The sequence below is a fragment of the Synechococcales cyanobacterium T60_A2020_003 genome, from assembly GCA_015272205.1.
Taxonomy (GTDB): Bacteria; Cyanobacteriota; Cyanobacteriia; order RECH01; family RECH01; genus JACYMB01.
Window position 1 is genome coordinate 1 of sequence record JACYMB010000383.1, and the last position, 20244, is coordinate 20244.

General features: G+C 52.4%; 15 protein-coding genes. 6 read left to right on the plus strand and 9 right to left on the minus strand.

All coding sequences use genetic code 11. The features are described 5' to 3' along the window. The coding region (locus tag IGR76_18495; protein MBF2080447.1) for a CHAT domain-containing protein at positions 1-3913 on the minus strand (3913 nt) is incomplete at its 3' end. A 234-nt stretch (positions 3914-4147) separates the two neighbouring features. Between IGR76_18495 and IGR76_18500 the strand changes: the two genes are divergently transcribed. Continuing rightward, complete coding sequence (locus tag IGR76_18500; GenBank protein ID MBF2080448.1) at positions 4148-4912, plus strand: YebC/PmpR family DNA-binding transcriptional regulator; 765 nt, start codon at positions 4148-4150, stop codon at positions 4910-4912. A 6-nt stretch (positions 4913-4918) separates the two neighbouring features. On the opposite strand, the gene IGR76_18505 is transcribed toward IGR76_18500, so the two are convergent. The 4 genes from IGR76_18505 to IGR76_18520 all read right to left on the minus strand — a co-directional run bounded on the left by IGR76_18505 (position 4919) and on the right by IGR76_18520 (position 7826). After that, on the minus strand, positions 4919-5728 hold the full coding sequence (locus IGR76_18505) for a prohibitin family protein (protein MBF2080449.1): 810 nt from the start codon (positions 5726-5728) through the stop codon (positions 4919-4921). A gap of 58 nt (positions 5729-5786) precedes the next feature. After that, positions 5787-5996, minus strand: coding sequence for a glycogen debranching protein (locus IGR76_18510; protein ID MBF2080450.1), 210 nt, complete (start codon positions 5994-5996; stop codon positions 5787-5789). A 53-nt stretch (positions 5997-6049) separates the two neighbouring features. Further along, entirely contained in the window at positions 6050-6550 is a 501-nt protein-coding gene (locus IGR76_18515) for a GNAT family N-acetyltransferase (GenBank protein MBF2080451.1), read from the minus strand. Positions 6551-6668: 118 nt separating this feature from the next. Beyond that, positions 6669-7826: an RNA polymerase sigma factor, RpoD/SigA family gene (locus tag IGR76_18520; GenBank protein ID MBF2080452.1), complete on the minus strand. Its 1158-nt coding sequence runs from the start codon at positions 7824-7826 to the stop codon at positions 6669-6671. Positions 7827-9357: 1531 nt separating this feature from the next. Here IGR76_18520 and IGR76_18525 point away from each other — a divergent pair. The 3 genes from IGR76_18525 (at position 9358) to IGR76_18535 (ending at position 14619) form a co-directional block, all read left to right on the plus strand. Further along, entirely contained in the window at positions 9358-10509 is a 1152-nt protein-coding gene (locus IGR76_18525; protein MBF2080453.1) for an NAD-dependent epimerase/dehydratase family protein, read from the plus strand. A gap of 129 nt (positions 10510-10638) precedes the next feature. Then, complete coding sequence (locus tag IGR76_18530) at positions 10639-11772, plus strand: glycosyltransferase family 1 protein (protein MBF2080454.1); 1134 nt, start codon at positions 10639-10641, stop codon at positions 11770-11772. 177 nt (positions 11773-11949) lie between these two features. Further along, positions 11950-14619, plus strand: a complete 2670-nt coding sequence (locus IGR76_18535; protein MBF2080455.1) for a GAF domain-containing protein — start codon at positions 11950-11952, stop codon at positions 14617-14619. A gap of 94 nt (positions 14620-14713) precedes the next feature. Here IGR76_18535 and cobM read toward each other — a convergent pair whose 3' ends face one another. The 3 genes from cobM to IGR76_18550 form a co-directional block, all read right to left on the minus strand. After that, positions 14714-15580, minus strand: a complete 867-nt coding sequence (gene cobM, locus IGR76_18540) for a precorrin-4 C(11)-methyltransferase (protein ID MBF2080456.1) — start codon at positions 15578-15580, stop codon at positions 14714-14716. 55 nt (positions 15581-15635) lie between these two features. Then, positions 15636-15830, minus strand: coding sequence for a hypothetical protein (locus tag IGR76_18545; protein ID MBF2080457.1), 195 nt, complete (start codon positions 15828-15830; stop codon positions 15636-15638). A 77-nt stretch (positions 15831-15907) separates the two neighbouring features. Continuing rightward, a complete protein-coding gene (locus IGR76_18550) occupies positions 15908-16609 on the minus strand; it encodes a uracil-DNA glycosylase (protein MBF2080458.1) in 702 nt (233 codons plus the stop codon). 223 nt (positions 16610-16832) lie between these two features. Between IGR76_18550 and IGR76_18555 the strand changes: the two genes are divergently transcribed. After that, entirely contained in the window at positions 16833-17597 is a 765-nt protein-coding gene (locus IGR76_18555; GenBank protein ID MBF2080459.1) for an aspartyl/asparaginyl beta-hydroxylase domain-containing protein, read from the plus strand. A gap of 300 nt (positions 17598-17897) precedes the next feature. Next, entirely contained in the window at positions 17898-19460 is a 1563-nt protein-coding gene (locus tag IGR76_18560; protein ID MBF2080460.1) for a GGDEF domain-containing protein, read from the plus strand. Here IGR76_18560 and IGR76_18565 read toward each other — a convergent pair. Then, positions 19451-19885 carry a DUF4864 domain-containing protein gene (locus IGR76_18565; GenBank protein MBF2080461.1) on the minus strand — a complete coding sequence of 145 codons (435 nt, stop codon included), beginning with the start codon at positions 19883-19885 and terminating at the stop codon, positions 19451-19453. The two genes, IGR76_18560 and IGR76_18565, sit on opposite strands and share 10 nt — an antisense overlap. Positions 19886-20244: the final 359 nt, after the last annotated feature.

Sequence of the window (20244 nt, forward strand, 5' to 3'; positions counted from 1 at the left end):
CATCCACCAATTCACCGTTTTCGATATACACTTGCCCTTTGAGCATCGCGATTTGAGTTTGCTGCAACGCCCCTGACTTAATCGGTTCGTGGTGAAGCTGACGGTAGAACTCGGTCATCAAGCCCAATGTCCCTTCATCGCTAACGTACCAAAGGCTGGCAAGAACAGACTTCACCCCTAACTGGTTGGCCAGTCCGGCAAACCCTAGCTCGGCCTCTTCATCGCCCAGGGCTGTGCGGCATGCACTGAGCACGAGCAATTCTGCGGGCGGATCATTTAGTCCAAGGCGACGTACCTCATCCAGGGGTAATCGCTGATTCCAGAACTGAATATAGGAGTTGCTAGGATCGCCCGTCTGAAAGTCGCCGTGAGTTGCCAAATGGACAATGCCGTAGGGGGTCTCTTGACGCTGCGCCCGGAGATTTTCTAGCGTGAATCCGGCATTGATAAAGGATTTGCCTGACCATAGCTCTCCGGCAATCGTCTCTAGTTCAACAGGAACAGCAGGTAAGGGAGCCTGATCGGAAAATTCGGACGCGCCCATGACTAGAACTGAGGCGTTTCGGACATCGACATAGCGAGTATCTGTAAGACTCAGGCTGGGCACGAGACCGACACTATACTGCTCGACTAAGAACTGGTTGCCATCATGGAGGGCAGCGATCGGGAGCGATCGCAGTCCCGGAGTCATGATGAAAACTAGGTTCTCAATTTCCCGCTCGGTTAGCGCTGCCTGCAACGGTGCAATTAACCATTGGTAGAGCTGCTGGGCAGGCGGGAAATAGCGGTCAGGACTACTACGGCGATCGGTAATTTGCGATCGAAAGAGATCTGCGACTTCTTCGACTTGGGCGCGGGTCACGTCTCGCAGCGCGACCCGAACCGGATTCCCCTCAGCCGTCACGAGCAGGAGTTCCAGAATGTCGTCATCACTGGGTTCGAGGGTGATGCCAGCATTCGGATTTTGACCTGTGGAATCGAAATAGGCCGTAACGTCCTTGGTCGGTGCCGCTTCTAACTGGGTAAAGTCTAGAGCGGCTTGCAAGGTGTTCGGTACAAAGCTGACATAGATCAGCCCAGGTTTAACCCCGGTTTCTTTTTCGATAGTGGCCAGAATTTCACGAGCTTCATCCAGACTCTTGAGGTTGAGCGGTGCATCGCCTACGAAGATGGGGGGCACTATTCCCGTGCTAGGGTTGCCCGTATCGCAGAAGGGAGGACACTGGCTATCCAAGTTCGGTATGCGTTCGGGTGGCGAAGGTGGCGGTGGCGGAGGTGGCGGCGGAGGTGGTGGTGGCGGAGGTGGCGGCGGCGGCACAGTCGTATCTACATTGAGGGTGACCTGAATGGGAACTGAAGTTGCAAGCGGCAGGACGGCATTGGCAAAATCGTTAGCCGCGACGGTAAAGGCATCGAAGGAACCCGTGGCATCGATTGGGGGAGTGTAGACCAGGACATCTCCGGCCTGAATCACGGTGTCGGGTGTGACGGGGTTCCCGTTGAGGGTTAGGCTTGCGCCTGGGGCGATCGCCACAATCCGTAATTCCGTTACATCGGTTTCTGCATCCGTAATCTGGGCGGCCAGATCGGCAAAGGTGATCGGGATTGGTTGGTTTTCATCTGTCGTAAAAGTATTTGTAACCGAGAGGAGAGGTGCAGAATTGACAGAGGTAATGGTGATGCCGGGTGGCGTTCCGGAGGCATTCCCTCCCGTTTCTAAAACCTCAAAAACGCCATTGGCTAACCGCTGCACACCTGTATCGAGAGCGGCAGATGTCCCATTGACGGACGGATCACCAATCGTAAACGGGACATTATCCGGCCCGCCTCGATGGGTAATTTGAATGGTACCGTCTGCCCCACCCAATCCAAATCCTTCGGTGTAGATGCTGGCTAAGAGTTCATTCCCCGTAAACACTGCGCCTGTAATTTGAATCAGATCGCCCTCGACTACCACATTGCCCCCCGGTATGTTGTCATCTGCGGAGGTGTTAATGGATTCAGCCTGGACAGTTCCGGTATCACTAATGAGCGAGACATCACCCCCCAAGGAGAGACCAACAATGACCCCCTGAATATTGAATAGTGCTTCGTTGCTGTTAATTGTGCCAACATTAATGTCACCGATGGCGTTTACGAGGACAGTTCCCCCACCCGTGTAGATATCACCCAGGATGACATCGGCAGCACTAATGGTGAGATTGCGACCCAGCATGGAAATAGTTTCATTGCGATCCATGCGGAAGGTTCCGTTTCCGTCATTATCGGCATCGGCGGTGAAGGTGAATGTGCCTGTGCCAGGTGCAGGGAAAAATAGGGACAACCCTGGATCGACCCGAATATCATCACTCGCCGCGATCGCCACATCACCCGTTTGGTTCAGCAGGGCGGTGCTGGAAATGGTGTAGTCCAGATTAGGAGCGGTATCGACCAGGATAGTAGGCAACTGATCGTCATCGGGCGCTACAGCCGCGTTCACAATGAACACGTTGCGGGGGTCGAGCAACAGTTGGCCGGGTAGACCATTAAAGGCAGACAGATCGACCGTACCGTTGAAGAGGAGGTTGTCTAACCCCGATACTTCCACAAACCCGGCATTCGACGGATCGGCGGTATCTGCGCCAGTGGCAGAAATAGCACCTTCAAAAATCGTGGTGTCGTCTGACCAGATCACGACTTCTCCGGCATCGGGGGCAGGGGTTTCCGGTGATGTGACTCGGGGGGCGATCGCGTCTGCCCGAATGGTCGTATCCCGATCCACGTAGGTCAGGTCGGATGCGGGCAGGGTATCTTCGCCTTGGTAGTCGCCTCCGACCCGGACGGTACCGGACTGAGTCGCGCTAGACGCATCGATGTCTGCACCGAGGAGCGCAACGGTTTCGCCAAGAACGTTCACTTCCGGCGTGAGGGATTGGGCGGCGGTGCTGGATTCGGGCTGAGCCGTGTCAAGATTGCCGGTGGCGATCGCCGTTCCGGGTTCCGTAGGCAAAACCACTTGGGAACCGGATAGGCGAACGGTGCCATCATCGCGCAATTCAACGTCCGTGGCATTTTGAATGCGGGGATCGGTTAACAAGCCTGGCAGATCTAGCGCCGAAAATTCCTCCGGTATGGCGGGCGTTTGGGCATCAGCGGTTTCTAGATCCAAGCTCAGCAATGTCCCGTCTTGACTGATCCGCACCACGCTCTCTTCAGGAATCGCAGCGATTGTAATATCTCCCCCCGGAGCCGTTAGCGTTCCCGTGTTGATCACCACGCCACCGAGAAGCATCAGGGATTCGCCCGGATTCACGGCCAAGATGCCGTCGTTCAGCACCACTCCCGGATTGCTGAGGTTGAAGGAAAAAGCGGTGGGATCGCCGTTGAGTCCAGAGTAGTCCGTCGTAGCGAACGCATCGAGCCACTGATCGTCAAACAGGAGTCCGGTAGCAGACGTGGCCGTGAAGGAACCGGGAACGTCAAGCCGAGCATTTCGCCCAAAAATCACTCCGGCGGGGTTGATTAAGTAGAGGTTGGCATTGGCTCCCCGCACGCGCAGCAGACCGTTGATCACCGACGGATCGCCACCCACAACTTGCCCTAGGATGTTGCGAACGTCAGGATTAGCGAGGAATGTGGCCGTTTGACGACGATTGAGGCCAAATTCTTCAAACCGATGGAAGAGATTGGCACCGTCATCTGAGAGGCTGCCCCCCTCGATGGTAATGCGATCGCGCCGCTGGTTCACCACCGTTCCTGTCCCATCATCGGCAGGCGTGACGCGACGAGGATTGGCACTGGCGTCATCGATGCTCAACAGTCCGAGGCTGGGCAGCACCGCCAGGATTATGGCTGCACGTTTGAGGGCGATCGCCGCTTCTAGGTATCGCTTGCGATTGGCAACGGTTATGACAATGGCGACGGTGGGGGGCATAGCTTCGACCTTCAGTATAAACGTGTTTGATCATTACGACCGGGATCGAGGTCGTTCCGCAAAAAACGAATCAATCTTCGCAAACGGACGCTGTCCAGATGGGTCGTGATCCTTCTATATTCCAAAGTTCATACCCCACTCAGGGCGAATTGGCATCAATCGTTACATGGGGCGCGATCGTCTATCCTAGGTTTTGAACACCTTAGTGAGTAAATCTAAGTTTCGGTTGGCGGTATGGCAGGACATAGCAAGTGGGCAAACATTAAGCGTCAAAAAGCGCGGGTGGATGCAGTGAAAGGCAAAACCTTCGCAAAACTCTCACGGGCGATTATTATGGCGGCTCGTCATGGCGGTGCCGACCCTGCCGGAAATTTCCAGCTTCGCACCGCCATCGAAAGGGCCAAAGCTGCCGGAATTCCGAACGATAATATTGACCGGGCGATCGCCAAAGGATCGGGAACCCTGGGCGCAGATGCCGATCAGCTTGAGGAAATCCGCTATGAAGGGTACGGCCCTGGCGGAGTTGCGGTGCTGATCGAAACGCTGACGGACAACCGCAACCGTACCGCCGCTGACCTCCGCGCCGCCTTTAGCAAAAATGGGGGCAACCTGGGGGAAACGGGCTGTGTAAGCTGGATGTTTGCTCAGAAAGGAGTCGTCACGATTAAAGGGACGATAGATGAGGATGCGCTGTTGGAGGATTCCCTAGAAGGAGGAGCGGAATCCTACGAACTGATTGAAATGGACGAGGAACCCGGAGCCGAGGTGTTTTGCGCGATCGCTGATCTGGAAACCCTCAACCAAACCTTGAGCGATCGCGGCTACACCATCGATCAGGCCGAACTGCGCTGGATTCCCGAAAATACCCTCGAAGTTTCCGACCCCGACCAGGCGCGATCGCTCCTCAAGCTCATGGATGCCCTAGAAGATCTAGACGATGTGCAAAACGTGACGGCAAACTTCGACATGGCCGAAGAGTTGATGGCGGTCGGTGTTTAAGATAACCTACTCCGTTAACGACTCATCCCCCAAGTTGAACAGGAACGGGATGCCGCCCGCCTTGTCTCCCGTGACTAGAACCCGTGGCATCTGGGCACCCCCTTCGCGCCATGCCTCGATCGCCTCTTTCTTCAAGACCAGTTCTCCACCTGCCGCCTTCAGCGTCTCTGCCAGCAATCGCTGAGCCTCGGCCTTACCCTTGGCGCGGTTAATTTCGGCTTGGGCGTCCTGTTCGGCTTCTTTGGCAACGTACACGGCTCGCTGTGCCCGCTGTTCGGCAATTTGTTTTTCTTCCACGGCGCGGGCAAACTCTGGCGAAAAGCTCAGGTCAACCACGCTAGTATCCAGGACGATCACCGCATATTTTTCAAGGCGATCGCTCAATGCCAGGTCAAAATCGTCCTTGAGTTCGTCCCGCTTCGTGATCGCTTCTTCGGCAGTGCGACGGGCAGCGGCAATTTTGAAGGATTCTTGGGTTTGGGGTGCGATCACCTTGCTCACCAAGTTTTGCAGCGTGCCCTGAGTCCGTCGAATTTCCACCACTTGATTCGGATCAAGGCGAAAGTTAATGGCAAAACTAGCGCTCAGGTTTTGTAAATCACGCGTCGAGCTTTGGGCAGGCACTTCAAACTTTTGCACCGTCACATCGTATACATCCACCCGCGATACGAAAGGGGGTTTTAGATGAATGCCTTCCTGTAACGCTCCGTCCTGGGCTTTACCCAGAACGCTGAGCACCCCCGCCTCGCCCGGATTAATCACCACAAAGGAATTGATCACTAGAAATAGGGCGATCGCCAAAAGACTGCCCAACAGCACTACCGTTGAGTTTTGAGTAGACTGACGCAAAAAAAATGCTCCTTAAATTCGGCGTTTAGTAACTGAGTTTCAGGGGAGTAACCGGAACGTCATCCATCGAGTCCACCGTCCGAATGCGGGCAATCCATCCGGCATCCTTCTGCTCTTTGCTCAAGTTTGCTTCGTAGGATTGGTGACACTCCTGGGCGCGGGTCTCGGTTTTACACGCAATACAAGCGGATACAATCCCCGACGGATCAATTTGCTCAACGACCCAAATTGCCATAGTTCCTCACTCCCAAATGATGAAAATCAATGCCCCTTCACTGTATCGAATGCCTAAAGGGTCTGCATAGGCAATGAGGCTAAATGCAGCAAATGTTCACCTGTGACCCGGCAGGTGCGCCAGTCGGATAAAACGGCTGCCCCCATCCGTTCATAAAATCCAATGGCAGGAGCGTTCCAATCCAGTACGCTCCACTCTAGCCGACCACAATCCCGTTCTACAGCAAGCTGAGCAAGCTGCTGAATCAGCGCTTTACCAATGCCGCGTCCGCGATACTCCGGCAAAACGAACAAATCTTCCAGGTAAAGTCCGGGTTTGGTCAGAAACGTTGAATAGTTGGTGAAAAACAGCGCAAAGCCAACCGACTGTTCCGCTATATCTGCGAGCAACGCCTCTACCACCGGGCGATCGCCAAACAGGTGATCTGTGAGTGCCTCTACGCTACCTGTTACCTCATGGGATAGCTTCTCATACTCCGCTAATGCCTGAATTAAGGCAAACACCGTTTCAGTATCGTTGGGCGTTGCCGGACGAACCACCACAGAATGAGTCATGCAGAATTTTGGGAAACACAGCTCTGCAAGTATAGCAACGGTCTAGAATCCAAGGCTCAGCGGGAATGTCAGGATATTGGTAAATCAGAGGATATGAGGGGCGATCGCCCCTACCCTTCTATCGCAGCCAGCCTTTTAACCGCGCGGAAATTTGGGGACGACGCAGTTTTCGCATCGCTTTGGTTTGAATTTGCCGTACCCGTTCGCGCGATAGGTTGAAGATAATGCCAACTTCTTCTAGCGTGTGGGTTTCCCCGGTTTTCAGACCGTAGCGCAGAGCAATAATGTCCCGTTCCCGTTCGCTGAGCACTTCCGACAGAACGCTGTAAATTTCCTGGCGCATCATGGCTTCGCTGGTTTTGGCTTCGGGAGACTGGGTAGTTCCGTCTTCCAGCAAGTCCATCAGCTCGGTATCTTCCCCTTTGCCCACCCGATGGTTGAGAGAGAGCGATCGCCGCCGCACCTGCTGCAACGTCCGCAGTTGTTCCACGGTCGTATCTAAGGCTTGAGCGAGTTCGGTCTCGCTGGGGTTGCGGTTCAACTCCCGTCGCAGATCTCGGTGGGCTTTCTTGAGCTTATTCAGCTTCTCAACAATGTGAATCGGTAAGCGAATAGTGCGGGCATCATTGGCAATGGTGCGGGTGATGCCTTGGCGAACCCACCAGTAGGCATAGGTGGAGAACTTATAGCCCTTATCTGGATCAAACTTCTCTGTAGCCCGATTGAGGCCGATCGCTCCTTCTTGGATCAGATCCAGGAACGGTACCCCCCGATTGAGATAGCGCTTGGCGATCGAAACCACCAGGCGCAGATTCGACCGAATCATCTGCCGCTTTGCGGTGCGGCTCACGTGCAATCGCTGATCAAGCTGCCGTTCGGTAAGATTCAGTTCAGCGGCGATCTCAGCTTTGGTGGGCGTTCTGTCTAACTCCTTCCGAAGGCGATCGCGCAACTGTTCCACATCCACCATGAAGCGTACACGCCGAGCTAGTTCGATCTCCTCTCCGGGCTTGAGAAGGGGATACCGAGCCATTTCCTTGAAAAACGCGCCGACGGCATCATCCGAAATGGTCTTGGTGTAGCCCATGGTTTGAGCCGTACCCAGCAGATCATCGGCATCGGCATCGTCACCGAATAGGGCAGGGTCAACCCCCTCATTTGAGGATGAATGTTCCACGCCAACATCTGGAACATTATCGTTAGAGGCGGAGTCCTCAGAATCATTGAATCCCTCACTGGAATCATCAAATCCCTCAAGAGATAGACGATCATCCAGATCGGCAAGCAAATGTTGCTCAAAATCTGAGGGGTTAACGCTTTCATTGTCATTCGTGTCGGTCAACGTGCGAAGAACATCCGGAGACGCGATCACATTACCAGAACCCCATTCGGCTGAATCATAGTCAAGAATAGCTTTCATACGCGTATGCACAGTGTTTGAGGGAGCAGTGAATTAAGGCTTACTACGAAAAATGCGGAATCTCTTCAAGTTCTTTTTTTGTTTTCAAGTTTAGAAATTGATTGATAGAAATCACCCGTGGGCTGCTTACAGATAACAACTCATTCTCAGGCAAGAACAGTGAATCACTGTTCTAATTGATAAAGATTTAAGGCTTCACCCACAAAATTCTTGTCCCACAAGAACATATGTTTTAGTCTTGAGCGAGAATCTTATGGGGCGGAGTCGCCTCTTGCCTATGTCATGCATCAGTAACCTCAGAAAGATGGAGACTGATGTATGAATTTTCATCCTTAGCTTCTGAGTGCAACGTAACCAAAAGCGTGAGGGTTCCACTTTCAGCACAACTACCCATAGCGTTTATATACCCTAACTGGACGTAAATCAACCTTAGGGATGGATGACGTCCTCTTTGCTTACGTCGAATCTACTACAAGAATTAAAAATGTCAATGGTTTTTCAAAACCTTCATATTTCTTCTAGATCGCCCCTTCTAGAACTTATCGGTTCGCAATGGTTTTTGGAGGGTTTATAGACGATGCGATCGCCCATTACGAGTGCTCTAAGTTGCAATTGATACCAAGGATGTCAGGCGATCTCAATACGGATTCCTTCGATGCGGAGATGATCCTAAATCGTTGGAGAGATTAGTAAGGGCGATCGCCCTCAGTCCCAAATGTATTCAAATCTTAACTTTGAAGATATGTAGCTACTCTGCAACGTGTATTCAATTTATTTGAAGTAATCTTTATCTTTGACTATCAGACGGCGGATGCGTAAGAGGCAGGACTGCCGATCAAACTGCTATGGCAAAATGCTAATAATTTTTAGATGTGGAAAAACATGGTTCGCTGATGAGCTGATAGCGCTGATTCTAGATTTTTTAAGTAAAGATAGCTACATTTTGCTGAAATTTATTCCTATGTACAAAGCGTGGGTTGGCTCTCTAGAGGGAGTTTCGTGAGTCGTTATTATCTTTTTAATATTGCTTTTTTGCAAACACAATGTTTGTTTTTTTACGAAGTTTGAGTTATGAACTAGTCCTTTTTTAGAGAAGATTAATAAGATTTTGGGTTGATGAAGTGTTCCAAAAAACTGATGGTTTCTAAGGATTTTTATTCTCAAGTCATGATGCTATTTTCTCATCGTTATAATTGCGCGGGCGATCGCTGAAATTACGCTATATTCTGTCTTTGTTGCTTGTCCTTTAGCCCTTGCAAGACGGAGGCTGGGTACGGTCTTGCACGGGACCAGACATAAAGGTTAGGAAGAATTCGGCAGAAATGGTCTATAGGGTGCACAAACCTGGTAGATTTGAGCGAGTATGGACAAGCAACAGTTGAGCAACATGAAAGTCCTAGTTATTGGTGGTGACGGTTATTGCGGTTGGGCAACAGCACTCTATCTATCCAACCGAGGGTACGAAGTCGGTATCTTAGACAGCTTGGTGCGTCGGCATTGGGACATGCAGCTTTGCAGCGATACCCTAACGCCGATTGCGCCCATTCAGACTCGAATTCAGCGATGGAAGGATCTCACGGGTAAGTCTATCGACCTCTTCATCGGAGACTTAACGGACTATGCCTTCTTGAATAGTGCGATGCAGACGTTTGAGCCGGATGCTGTGGTTCACTTTGGTGAACAGCGTTCTGCACCGTTCTCGATGATTGACCGAGAGCATGCGGTACTCACCCAGGTCAACAATGTGGTGGGTACGCTAAACCTCCTCTACGTAATGAAAGAAAGCTTCCCAGATTGCCACCTGGTCAAACTTGGAACCATGGGTGAGTACGGCACACCCAACATTGATATTGAGGAAGGCTACATTACCATTGAGCACAACGGACGTAAGGATACGCTGCCGTATCCGAAGCAGCCCGGTTCTTTCTACCACCTGAGTAAGGTTCACGATTCCCACAACATCCACTTCGCGTGCCGTGTTTGGGGACTTCGTGCCACCGACCTCAACCAGGGAATTGTGTACGGTGTCCTCACCGAAGAAACGGGTATGGATGAACTCCTGATCAACCGTTTCGACTATGACGGTGTGTTTGGAACGGCGCTCAACCGCTTCTGTATTCAGGCTGCCATCGGGCATCCCTTGACGGTATACGGTACGGGTGGACAAACTCGTGCTTTGCTCGATATTCGGGACACGGTTCGCTGTGTGGAATTGGCGATCGCCACCCCAGCCCAACCCGGTGAGTTCCGCGTATTCAACCAGTTCACCGAAATGTTCAGCATCCACGATCTGGCCATGCAGATTAAGAAAGCAGGCAATGCAGTAGGGCTGGATGTAGAAATCAACAACATCAGCAATCCACGGGTGGAGCTTGAAGAACACTATTTCAATGCGAAGAACACCAAGCTGATTGACCTCGGCTTGCAGCCTCACTACCTCTCGGATTCGCTGTTGGATTCATTGCTGAACTTCTGTGTGAAGTACAAAGATCGCGTTGATGAATCCCAAATTCTGCCCAAGGTATCTTGGCGTCGTTAAGGACTCCAAATGCCCGCCGATCGGAACGAACGCTCCTGTAGGAATCTAGCTGGAGTTGTTCTCACTCCGGTCGGCATTTGGGGCGATCGCCCCTATGCATCTAAAATTAATTTTTTCTAGATAAGACCTATGCGAATTGCGCTCTTTACGGAGACGTTTCTCCCCAAAGTTGACGGCATTGTGACCCGCCTGAGCCATACCGTTGAGCATCTTCAGCGGATGGGCGATCAGGTCTTGGTTGTGTCGCCAGATGGGGGACTCACCGAATACAAGGGCGCAAAAATCTACGGCGTACCGGGATTTCCATTGCCTCTCTATCCTGAGCTGAAGTTGGCCTTACCCCGTCCCTCAATTGGGCAAGCGCTGGAGGCGTTTCAGCCGGATTTGGTGCATGTGGTGAATCCGGCGGTGCTGGGACTGGCTGGACTGTATTACAGCAAGAGCTTGAATGTTCCCTTGATTGCGTCTTACCACACCCATTTGCCGAAGTATCTTGAGCATTACGGTCTGGGCATGTTGGAAGGGGTGATGTGGGAACTGCTGAAGGCTGCCCACAACCAAGCGCAGTTGAATCTTTGCACCTCTACGGCAATGCAGGACGAGCTAACAAGCCACGGGATTGAGCGGGTGGATGTGTGGCAGCGGGGTGTGGATACGGAGCTATTCCAGCCGCATTTATCGAGTGCTGAGATGCGATCGCACCTTAGCCAGGGGCATCCTGAACGTCCGCTGCTGCTCTACGTGGGGCGACTGTCTGCCGAAAAAGAAATTGACCGCATTAAGCCGATTCTCGAAGCCATTCCGGGGGCACGGTTAGCCCTGGTTGGCGATGGCCCCTACCGCCAGGAACTCGAAAAGCACTTTGCCGGAACACCGACTCATTTCGTCGGGTACTTAACAGGTGTTGATCTAGCGACGGCCTTTGCTTCGGCAGATGCGTTTATCTTCCCCTCGCGTACAGAAACCCTGGGTCTTGTACTTCTGGAAGCGATGGCGGCAGGCTGTCCCGTTGTGGCGGCGAATTCGGGAGGTATCCCGGATATTGTCACTGATGGCGTGAACGGCTACCTGTTTGACCCGAAGGATGATCAGGGGGCGATCGCGGCTGCCCAGCGCTTGCTGGCTCAGTCCTCGGAGCGGGAAACCTTGCGTCAGAATGCACGGTTAGAGGCGGAAAAATGGGGATGGGCGGCGGCTACCCAACAGCTCCGCGATTTTTACACCACCATTTTAGAGATGAATCGGTTGCCATCGGCGGCTTAACGGTTGGATGGGGCGATCGCCCCAATACCTGGACAAACAGTGCGGTTCTGAATTTTATGCACTGGGATTACGAAATTCTGGAACAAGTTTGGGTAAGCTAGGGAGTGAGATGGGTTGCTATCCCAGACCGATTGGGTAGAGGCTCAAATTGTTACTGTTCGTGCACTATCAATCGCCATGACAGCCTCCTCTTCGCGCCTGCCAGATTCTGAAAAGCCATCTGCCGCGCCCTCCTCGCGGAATCCTGAACCGGTTATTATTGAAGCCACCGCCTTAGAGGCAGACGTAGTCGCGTTCCAGACCCCCCACTCTGACATTCACACGGCGGTGGAGGCGGCGACTCCGGCGAGTAGGAGCAGCGCCCTGGCCGCACGGCGCGGCAGCTTTTCGTCGTTCTTGGCACCGCTGAAGCAGGATACCTTCCGGCAGGTGGTGTCTGAGGTTGAGCAAAAGTTAACAGTGGTGAATCAAACCCTGTCCATGCTGGATATGCAGCAGGGGTTTGAGGTGATCCTTGAGGAAATGCTAACCTCGATCACCTTCAAAACGGCAGAGTTATTAAATGCCGATCGCGCCAGTATTTTTCTGCTCGATGAAGAAAAAAATGAGCTGTACTCGATCGTGGCGGAGGGAGAAGGCGGACGCACTCTTGAAATTCGGATTCCCGCTGATAAGGGGATTGCGGGAGAAGTGGCGACTCGGAAACAGGTGGTTAACATTCCCTACGACTTTTTTGACGATCCGCGATCGGCTCAGGCGAAGATTCAGTACGAACGCACCGGATATCGCACCTATACGATGCTGGCGATGCCGCTGCTGAATGACGATGGCGATCTGGTGGCTGTCGTGCAAATGATCAATAAGCTGAAACCGGAAAACGAGCGATCGCACCCCTTGGAAGACCGGATCACCAAAGACGGCTTTTCCGCCGATGACGAACAGCTTTTCCGAGAGTTTGCCCCCTCAATCCGGTTAATCCTGGAATCATCGCGATCGTTCTACGTTGCTACCCAAAAGCAGCGAGCAGCCAATGCCTTGATTGAGGCAACCCAATCCCTCAGCAAGAGCAGCCTTGACCTTGAAGAAACCCTCAAAAAGGTGATGGACGAGGCCAAGGAGTTGATGAACGCCGATCGCAGCACCCTCTGGCTGTTAGATACCGATCGGGGCGAATTGTGGACGCAGATTCCAGGCAAAGATGGCCAACTGCAAGAAATTCGGATTCCCAGGGAAGCGGGATTTGCAGGCCAGGTGGCAACGACGGGCGATCCGCTGCTGATTCCCTTTGATTTGTACGATCATCCCAATGCCGAAACGGCGAAGGAAACGGATAAGCGCACAGGCTATCGGACATGTAGCATGCTGTGTATGCCTGTGTTCAATGCGGATGGCGACCTGATCGGTGTGACCCAGATCATTAACAAAAAACGGCAGGGGGAGTTTCCACCGTACAATCCCGATGATTTTCCGAATGCACCGGAGCGCTGGCGGGCGAGCTTTAACCGCAGCGATCAGGAATTCATGAAGGCGTTCAACATTCAGGCCGGGGTTGCCCTTCAGAATGCCAAGCTGTTTGCCACGGTGAAGCAGCAGGAAAAAATGCAGCGTGACATTTTGCGATCGCTCTCCAATGGCGTGATTTCCACCGATAACCAGGGACAGGTGATTGCCGCCAACGAAAGCGCAAAACGGCTGCTGGGACTAGATGAGCAGGCTAGCTTGACGGGGCAATCTGTGGATACCTTGATTCGGCTTGAAAAATCTGACTTTTCGCGCTGGCTGCATGCCGCCCTCACGGGGAGCGACGAGAAAAGCCAGCAGCAGTACTACCCGGATCAAACGTTGCTTCCCGTTCAAGGCGAAGAACAACACAGCATTAATCTCTCGCTGAATACCATTCAGGATGCGGTCATACCGGAAAAAGTCTCAGGGGCGCTGATCGTGATGGACGATGTCAGCGATGAAAAGCGGCTGAAAAGCACTATGTATCGCTACATGACCCAGGAGCTAGCGGAACAGCTTCTGGAAAATCCCGATGCGGCCAAAATGGGGGGCGATCGCAAGGATGTATCTGTCCTGTTCTCCGACATTCGTAGCTACACGACCCTGACCGAAAACTTGATGGCGGAGGAGGTCGTAGAACTGCTGAACCAGTACTTTGAAGCGATGGTGGATGCGGTGTTCACCTATAAGGGCACCCTCGACAAATACATTGGTGATGCGATCATGGCGGTGTTTGGGTCGCCTCTCCCTCTCGATGAGCATGAGTGGATGGCGGTGCAGACGGCATTGGAAATGCGTCAGCGGCTACGGCTCTTTAACCAGCGGCGATCGGAGCAGGGGCAGATTCCCATTAAAATCGGGATTGGGATTAACTCCGATGTGGTGATTAGTGGCAATATTGGGTCGAGTCGGCGCATGGAGTTTACGGCGATTGGGGATGGCGTGAACCTCTCCTCCCGCTTGGAAGGGGCGAGTAAGCTCTATGGAACCGATATTGTGATTAGCGAATCGACCTACAAACCCTGTGCCGATCGCATCTGGGCGCGAGAGTTAGACTATATCCGCGTAAAGGGCAAGACTAAACCTGTGGCTGTGTATGAGTTGATTGGATTGCAGTCTGAGGCGATTCCTGATAGGAAACGGCAGATTATGGATCACTACCATAAGGGGCGCGAACACTACCTCAACCGCAAATTTGCCTTGGCAATGGGTGAGTTTGGGGCAGCTCTGGAAATCGACAAATCTGACAAATCCTCAGCGTTACACCTAGAGCGATGCCAATACTGGCTACAGTCGCCACCGGAAGATGACTGGGATGGTGCCTGGACGCTCACCGAGAAATAATGTCTAGGGGCGGGTTTGGTCGTTCAATCTCGGTAATGGCTGGGACGTGGCTGCCAAACCCGCCCGTACAAAGGAATATTCAGATGGATAGGAATTAATCAGCCTGCGGGCGACTCGCTGGGCGCGGTCGGAACAGATGGCTATGGGTGGGGTTGTAAAGGCGCGATCGCACCTGATCACTCTTGGGAAAGCCAATCTCTCGTCCTGCCAAGGCGGGACTAATGATGTAAAGCGTCGTCCGGATCAGGTCTTCATCTTGGGTCACCTGCGCCATTTCGGATAGCGGCACGACCCGAATCTGCTCGTCTGGCCATCCCACCCGGTAGCAAATGGCGGTGGGTGTTTCGGGAGCGTAATGTTCTAGCAATTTCGCCTGAGCTTCGTCCACATGGCGAGCGCTGAGGTACAGGCACAAACTGGCTTTATGCGTGGCTAGGGATGCTAACTCTTCGGTTTCCGGAACTTGGGTGCGACCGCTAATGCGCGTCAGAATAATCGTCTGCACCAGCTCCGGCACGGTCAGTTCGACGCTCAACTTGGCCGCCGCCGCCTGAAAGGCGCTAATACCCGGCACAACTTCAAAGGGAATCTCTGCCTCAGCCAATTCCCGCATTTGCTCATGAATGGCGCTATACAGGCTCGGATCGCCCGAATGCAGCCGAATTACAGACCGACCTTGCCGCACCCGCTCAATCATCAACGGCAGAATGTCTTCCAGGGTTTTGTTCGCCGTCGGAATCACCTCGGCATCCGATCGCACCATTTCCAGGACTTGCTTAGGAACCAGCGAATCTGCGTACAGAATCACGTCTGCACTGGCTAGGAGCTTTTGTGCCCGAATCGTGAGCAAGTCCGGATCGCCGGGGCCTGCCCCCACAATGTAGACCGCTGGGGCTAGGGGAAGGATTGAAACACTCTGAGCCGCTGGATTGGGCTGGAGGGTTGAAGTTGAGTTAGTCATGAAGGGCAATCGCCACCAATAGTTAGAACATAGGTTAGAACGGCGTTTTATCTGTCTAGACCCGGCTGCGGAGTCCCGCCAAAATTCCTGAGCCTATCGAGAGCAGCACCAACGCCCACATTGCCGTTTTGGGAATGCTAGGTAGGACTCCGAATGCTTGCAACAGCAGGAGCACCGCCAGAATGATGAGAAGGGTGCCCATGATGTAGAGGAGAATTGTAACCGCCAGGTTAGGAGAACGACCACTCACAATTGAAATACCTCACACGTGCAAGCCCTATTTTGTCACGAATTGTCTGAATTGACCGCGAAGACAACGGTAATCGTCTAGGCAACGCCCTGCGATCGCAGTTCATCCAATTTAGCCCGCACCACCTGAATATCCTGCCACATCAGCCACTTTGGACTGCCCTTTTCACGGGACTGGTTCCGTAGCAAGTACGCCGGATGAAAAATCGGCATGCACAAGCGATTTTCCCATTCCAGCCACTGGCCGCGAATCTTTGTAATCCCGCGCTTATCACCGATCAACCCTTTTACCGAGGAGGCTCCCGTCAGGAGGATAATTTTCGGATCGACCATGCGGATTTGTTCAATCAGGTAGGGTCGGCACGCATCCATTTCGGTCTGGGTCGGTGTGCGGTTTCCCGGGGGACGACACTTCACAATGTTGCAGATAAACACATCGTCCGTGGTGAGCTGCACCGACTCCAGAATTTTGTCCAGCAGTTGACCCGCCTTCCCCACAAACGGCAACCCCGTTTCATCCTCGTTTTGCCCTGGCCCCTCCCCCACAATCATGATGGGAGCTTGGGGATTGCCCCGACCCACAACGGCATGGGTACGGGTTGCGCCCAAATCGCACCGCTGGCACTGGTTACAGTGAACCTTCATTTGTTCCATGCTGGTGTAGGTTCCGGGGGGAATGGGAACCGACGCACGGGTGGGAATGTCATCTGGATTGAAGGTAGGCGGTGGGCTGGGTTCTGGACTTCCACCGAACAAATCCATTTGGGTTAGGTCAGACATGGCTTGATGGGGTACGGGTGTGAACGTTTGCGAGGAGTTGAGTCTCCCTTGCAATGCAGAATTGCCCAGAGACAATTCCTATAGATATTCGCACAGAAATTTATACCTGTGTCTAGTCTCTTCGGACGTAACTGCATTTGTGCTAACGGGGTGAGCCGTCTACAAAACGCAACATTTCACAGTAAACAGACTAGAATTGGTGTCGATTGGTTACCGCATTTTTATGAGCAGCGCAAACACAACACGGAAACTTGTCCAGCAACCTTGGTTTCAGCGCTTCGAGCGTTGGGTTGGGGAATCGTCCTATGTGGGCAATGCAGTATTTTTTGAAAAAGAGCAGTTTCCCTGGGTCGAAGAACTGGAGGCCAACTGGCACGTAATCCGCCAAGAGCTGGACGCCGTGATGCCGTTTGTGGATGATCTGCCCAATTTCCAAGACATTTCTGAGCGTCAGTATCGGATTGCCAACGACGATCGTTGGAAAACCTATTTCTTTTGCGCCTTTAGCTACAAGGCACAGAAAAATTGCGATCGCTGCCCCGAAACCACACGATTAATCGAAAAGATCCCAGGCATGAAGGTCGCTTTCTTCTCCATCCTGGCTCCGGGCAAACATATTCCCGCCCACCGAGGCAAACATAAAGGCTTAGTTCGATACCACCTCGCGTTGAAGGTGCCCGAACCTCGTGAACAGTGCCGCATTCGCGTAGACAATCAAATTCGCTACTGGGAAGAAGGGAAAAGCTTGCTATTTGACGATACCTACGACCATGAAGTGTGGAATGACACGGATGGCTATCGGGTAGTGCTGTTTCTGGATATTGCCCGTCCCCTGCCATTTCCGCTGTCGCTTTTGAATTGGGCAGTCAATAAAGTGGTGGCGTCTTCGTCGATTGTGCAGAAGGCGAAGCAGAACCACGAAGCCTGGGAGAAAAAGTTTGCACCTGTGGAGCAGGCTGCACGGTCTAGCGCTAACGCCCAGTCGTGAAGATCAAAGGGACGTGACTAGAACGAATGCCAATGAAGACCGTTGCCTAGGGGACACCTTCGAGACAGTCTTTGTTACATGATTGCCCAAATATCATGAAGCATTACGGCAATGGTACGTCGCTGAATTTGCTGGCATTATGGAAGCATGGACTGTGAGTGGATACAGATGGTGATATTTGGTGCATCAGACGCTACAGCTTCCTGGTGATATGGTGCAGTATGACAGTACAGGGTGCTTGATTGCGCCCGTCTCGTCTCGCAGCTCGTGAATAAACCTTTCTTTCCGTATCCTAACGTTGTGGGCGCTCACGCCGAGATCTTGTCTCCCATTGCCTCGCACCTTGAGACCTGTGTTCAACTGGCTGCTCATCTTTGTCATGCCCCGATTGCGTGGCTTAGTGTTGGCAATCTTCTAGATACACCTATGGTGCTGGGGGTGGGTTGTTCATCCGAGAAATTGGAATATTTCGAACAAGAGATGGCCCGCGATCGCCCCCTCCAGTCCGATGCTTTGTTATGGCGAAACGATGGCACAAATGGCTTAACGTTGCTTCCATTTGGTGGAGGGCAATGGTTTAAAGCCGCATGGCCTCTGATCAGCAGTCGCAAGTTTGTGGTAGGACACTTATGTGTTGTTGATTATATTGCACGGCAACTGGATGAGGGCACGTTGACCTTGGTTGAGCAACTAGCTCGGCAAATGGCGTGGATGATTGAAAGGCAAATTTTGGACGGAGAAACGCATCCAGATACATCCGACGCACTGGAGATTGTATGGCAAACTAACCAAAAACTGCAGCTTCGGGTTGAGTCCCTTCAGGAAGAACATTTCTATCTGAATCAGCTCAACTACTTCATGGATACGCTCCAAGATTATGGAACCTTTAGCGAGGCGATCGCCCAACTACCAGCCTTGTTAAAAGCCATGTTCCCCGATCAATGGGGACGTCTCTACTTATCCGTTCAGGCCATGAATGCTGTAGCTTGGCAGACTAAGCCGTCAAACTGTGTGGAAACCTTGATATGGGGGAGAGAGGGTGGTACTCAGCAGCAAAAACTGCCGGTCAATTGCCCGGTTATCCAGTCTCTCTATCCCTACTATTCAATCGCAGACAGCGAGGAATCGAGGGATATGTGCTCTCTGTGTAAGTTTTCTGACGGGGTAAGGTCACAGGACAATTTTTGTGTACCGCTGGTGGGATATGACTCCCACATTCCGCCACTGGTGAATGGTGTGTTATCCGTGTCTGTTGATTCCGACTCAGGATGGTCTCATCTCCAGCGGCAGATGGTGATTCAAGTGGCACGCCATTTGGGGAAAGTACTAACCCGTCTTAAGCAGTACGATTTGATCCATGAGCAAAGTATTCGGGATGCGCTCACCGGACTATTTAACCGACGATATTTAGCCGAGGTATTGCCCCAGATTCTGCATCGCGCCCATCACGGACACTACCCAGTAGGAGTTATTGTGTTTGATATTGATCATTTCAAGCAATTTAATGATCGCTACGGCCATTTAGCAGGCGATAAGGTGCTTCAAGATTTCGGGGTGTTCCTGAAGGGCTTTGTCCGAGGCACAGATTTGGCCTGCCGCTATGGTGGTGAGGAGTTTGCGCTGATTTTGCCGGAAGCCAATTTGGAACGGGTGATGCAGCGGGCAGAACGGCTGCGTCAGGGCATGCACTACATGAAAATGGAGTATCAGGGACAAGCGCTCGGAACCGTCACCATCTCGGCAGGGGTGGCTAGTTTTCCCCGGAATGGCGAAACATTAGAAGATTTGATTGCCGCTGCTGATTCGGCGCTATACGAAGCTAAGGCGCAGGGGCGCGATCGCGTCTGTGTGGCTCAGGAATAATCAAAATCGATAAAGTAGCCGTCGTCATCGTCATCCTCATCGTCATCGAGATCATCATCGTCATCGACGAAATGCTCCTCGACATCCACGAGCACGCACCCCTCAATCCGCCAACCGTGGGTAGGCCGACGTTTCATTAAGTACAACGCCCGTACTACGTTTCCGTCACTATCCATGAGTAAAATAGGCTGAACCCACTGCCCATCGGCGATCGCCAGGTCTTCAAAAATCACCGATCGGGGACGATAGACCGATGGATAGGCGGTGCGTACCATCTGCATAAAGCGTTCCGGGGTTTGAAACTGCCGCTGAATGGTGGGACTAGCAAAGAAAAAGGCGCGATCGCCATCCTCCTGCTGAAAGGCTTGCAGTTGCTCGGAAATGATGGATTTGATGGTGGTGCGATCGTTGGGCGTAATGTTCATGCCTAAGGCATCCTGTATGGGGTTCGGAGAAAAGCGTTTACCACCATACATAATGCAGATTGAGAGCAATTAATTCAACAGGTAGTGGCAACTGTGGACTATAGATTGGAGCTTAGACATAATGCATTTATCACTACGCAAAATCATTGCTATCAATAGTTTGAATCATTGCTATAGTATCTGCTATTCTTTGGAAAAAATGTCCCAAAATCCAAGGGAACGATCTAACTGTTCTTTGGATACCTCGAACGAATCAACCCTTATTGACGAACGAATCAATCCTTATCGAGAGCAGGAACGAAATTTCAATCCCTGCGGGTCGATTCCCCGCCGCTCTGCGGCGTAAAATGCCAGGATGA

Coding starts and splice junctions, on each gene's coding strand:
- IGR76_18500 (MBF2080448.1), top strand. CDS start 4,148: ATGGCAGGACATAGCAAGTGGGCAAACATTAAGCGTCAAAAAGCGCGG.
- IGR76_18510 (MBF2080450.1), bottom strand. CDS start 5,996: ATGGCAATTTGGGTCGTTGAGCAAATTGATCCGTCGGGGATTGTATCC.
- IGR76_18515 (MBF2080451.1), bottom strand. CDS start 6,550: ATGACTCATTCTGTGGTGGTTCGTCCGGCAACGCCCAACGATACTGAA.
- IGR76_18525 (MBF2080453.1), top strand. CDS start 9,358: ATGAAAGTCCTAGTTATTGGTGGTGACGGTTATTGCGGTTGGGCAACA.
- IGR76_18530 (MBF2080454.1), top strand. CDS start 10,639: ATGCGAATTGCGCTCTTTACGGAGACGTTTCTCCCCAAAGTTGACGGC.
- IGR76_18535 (MBF2080455.1), top strand. CDS start 11,950: ATGACAGCCTCCTCTTCGCGCCTGCCAGATTCTGAAAAGCCATCTGCC.
- cobM (MBF2080456.1), bottom strand. CDS start 15,580: ATGACTAACTCAACTTCAACCCTCCAGCCCAATCCAGCGGCTCAGAGT.
- IGR76_18550 (MBF2080458.1), bottom strand. CDS start 16,609: ATGTCTGACCTAACCCAAATGGATTTGTTCGGTGGAAGTCCAGAACCC.
- IGR76_18555 (MBF2080459.1), top strand. CDS start 16,833: ATGAGCAGCGCAAACACAACACGGAAACTTGTCCAGCAACCTTGGTTT.
- IGR76_18565 (MBF2080461.1), bottom strand. CDS start 19,885: ATGAACATTACGCCCAACGATCGCACCACCATCAAATCCATCATTTCC.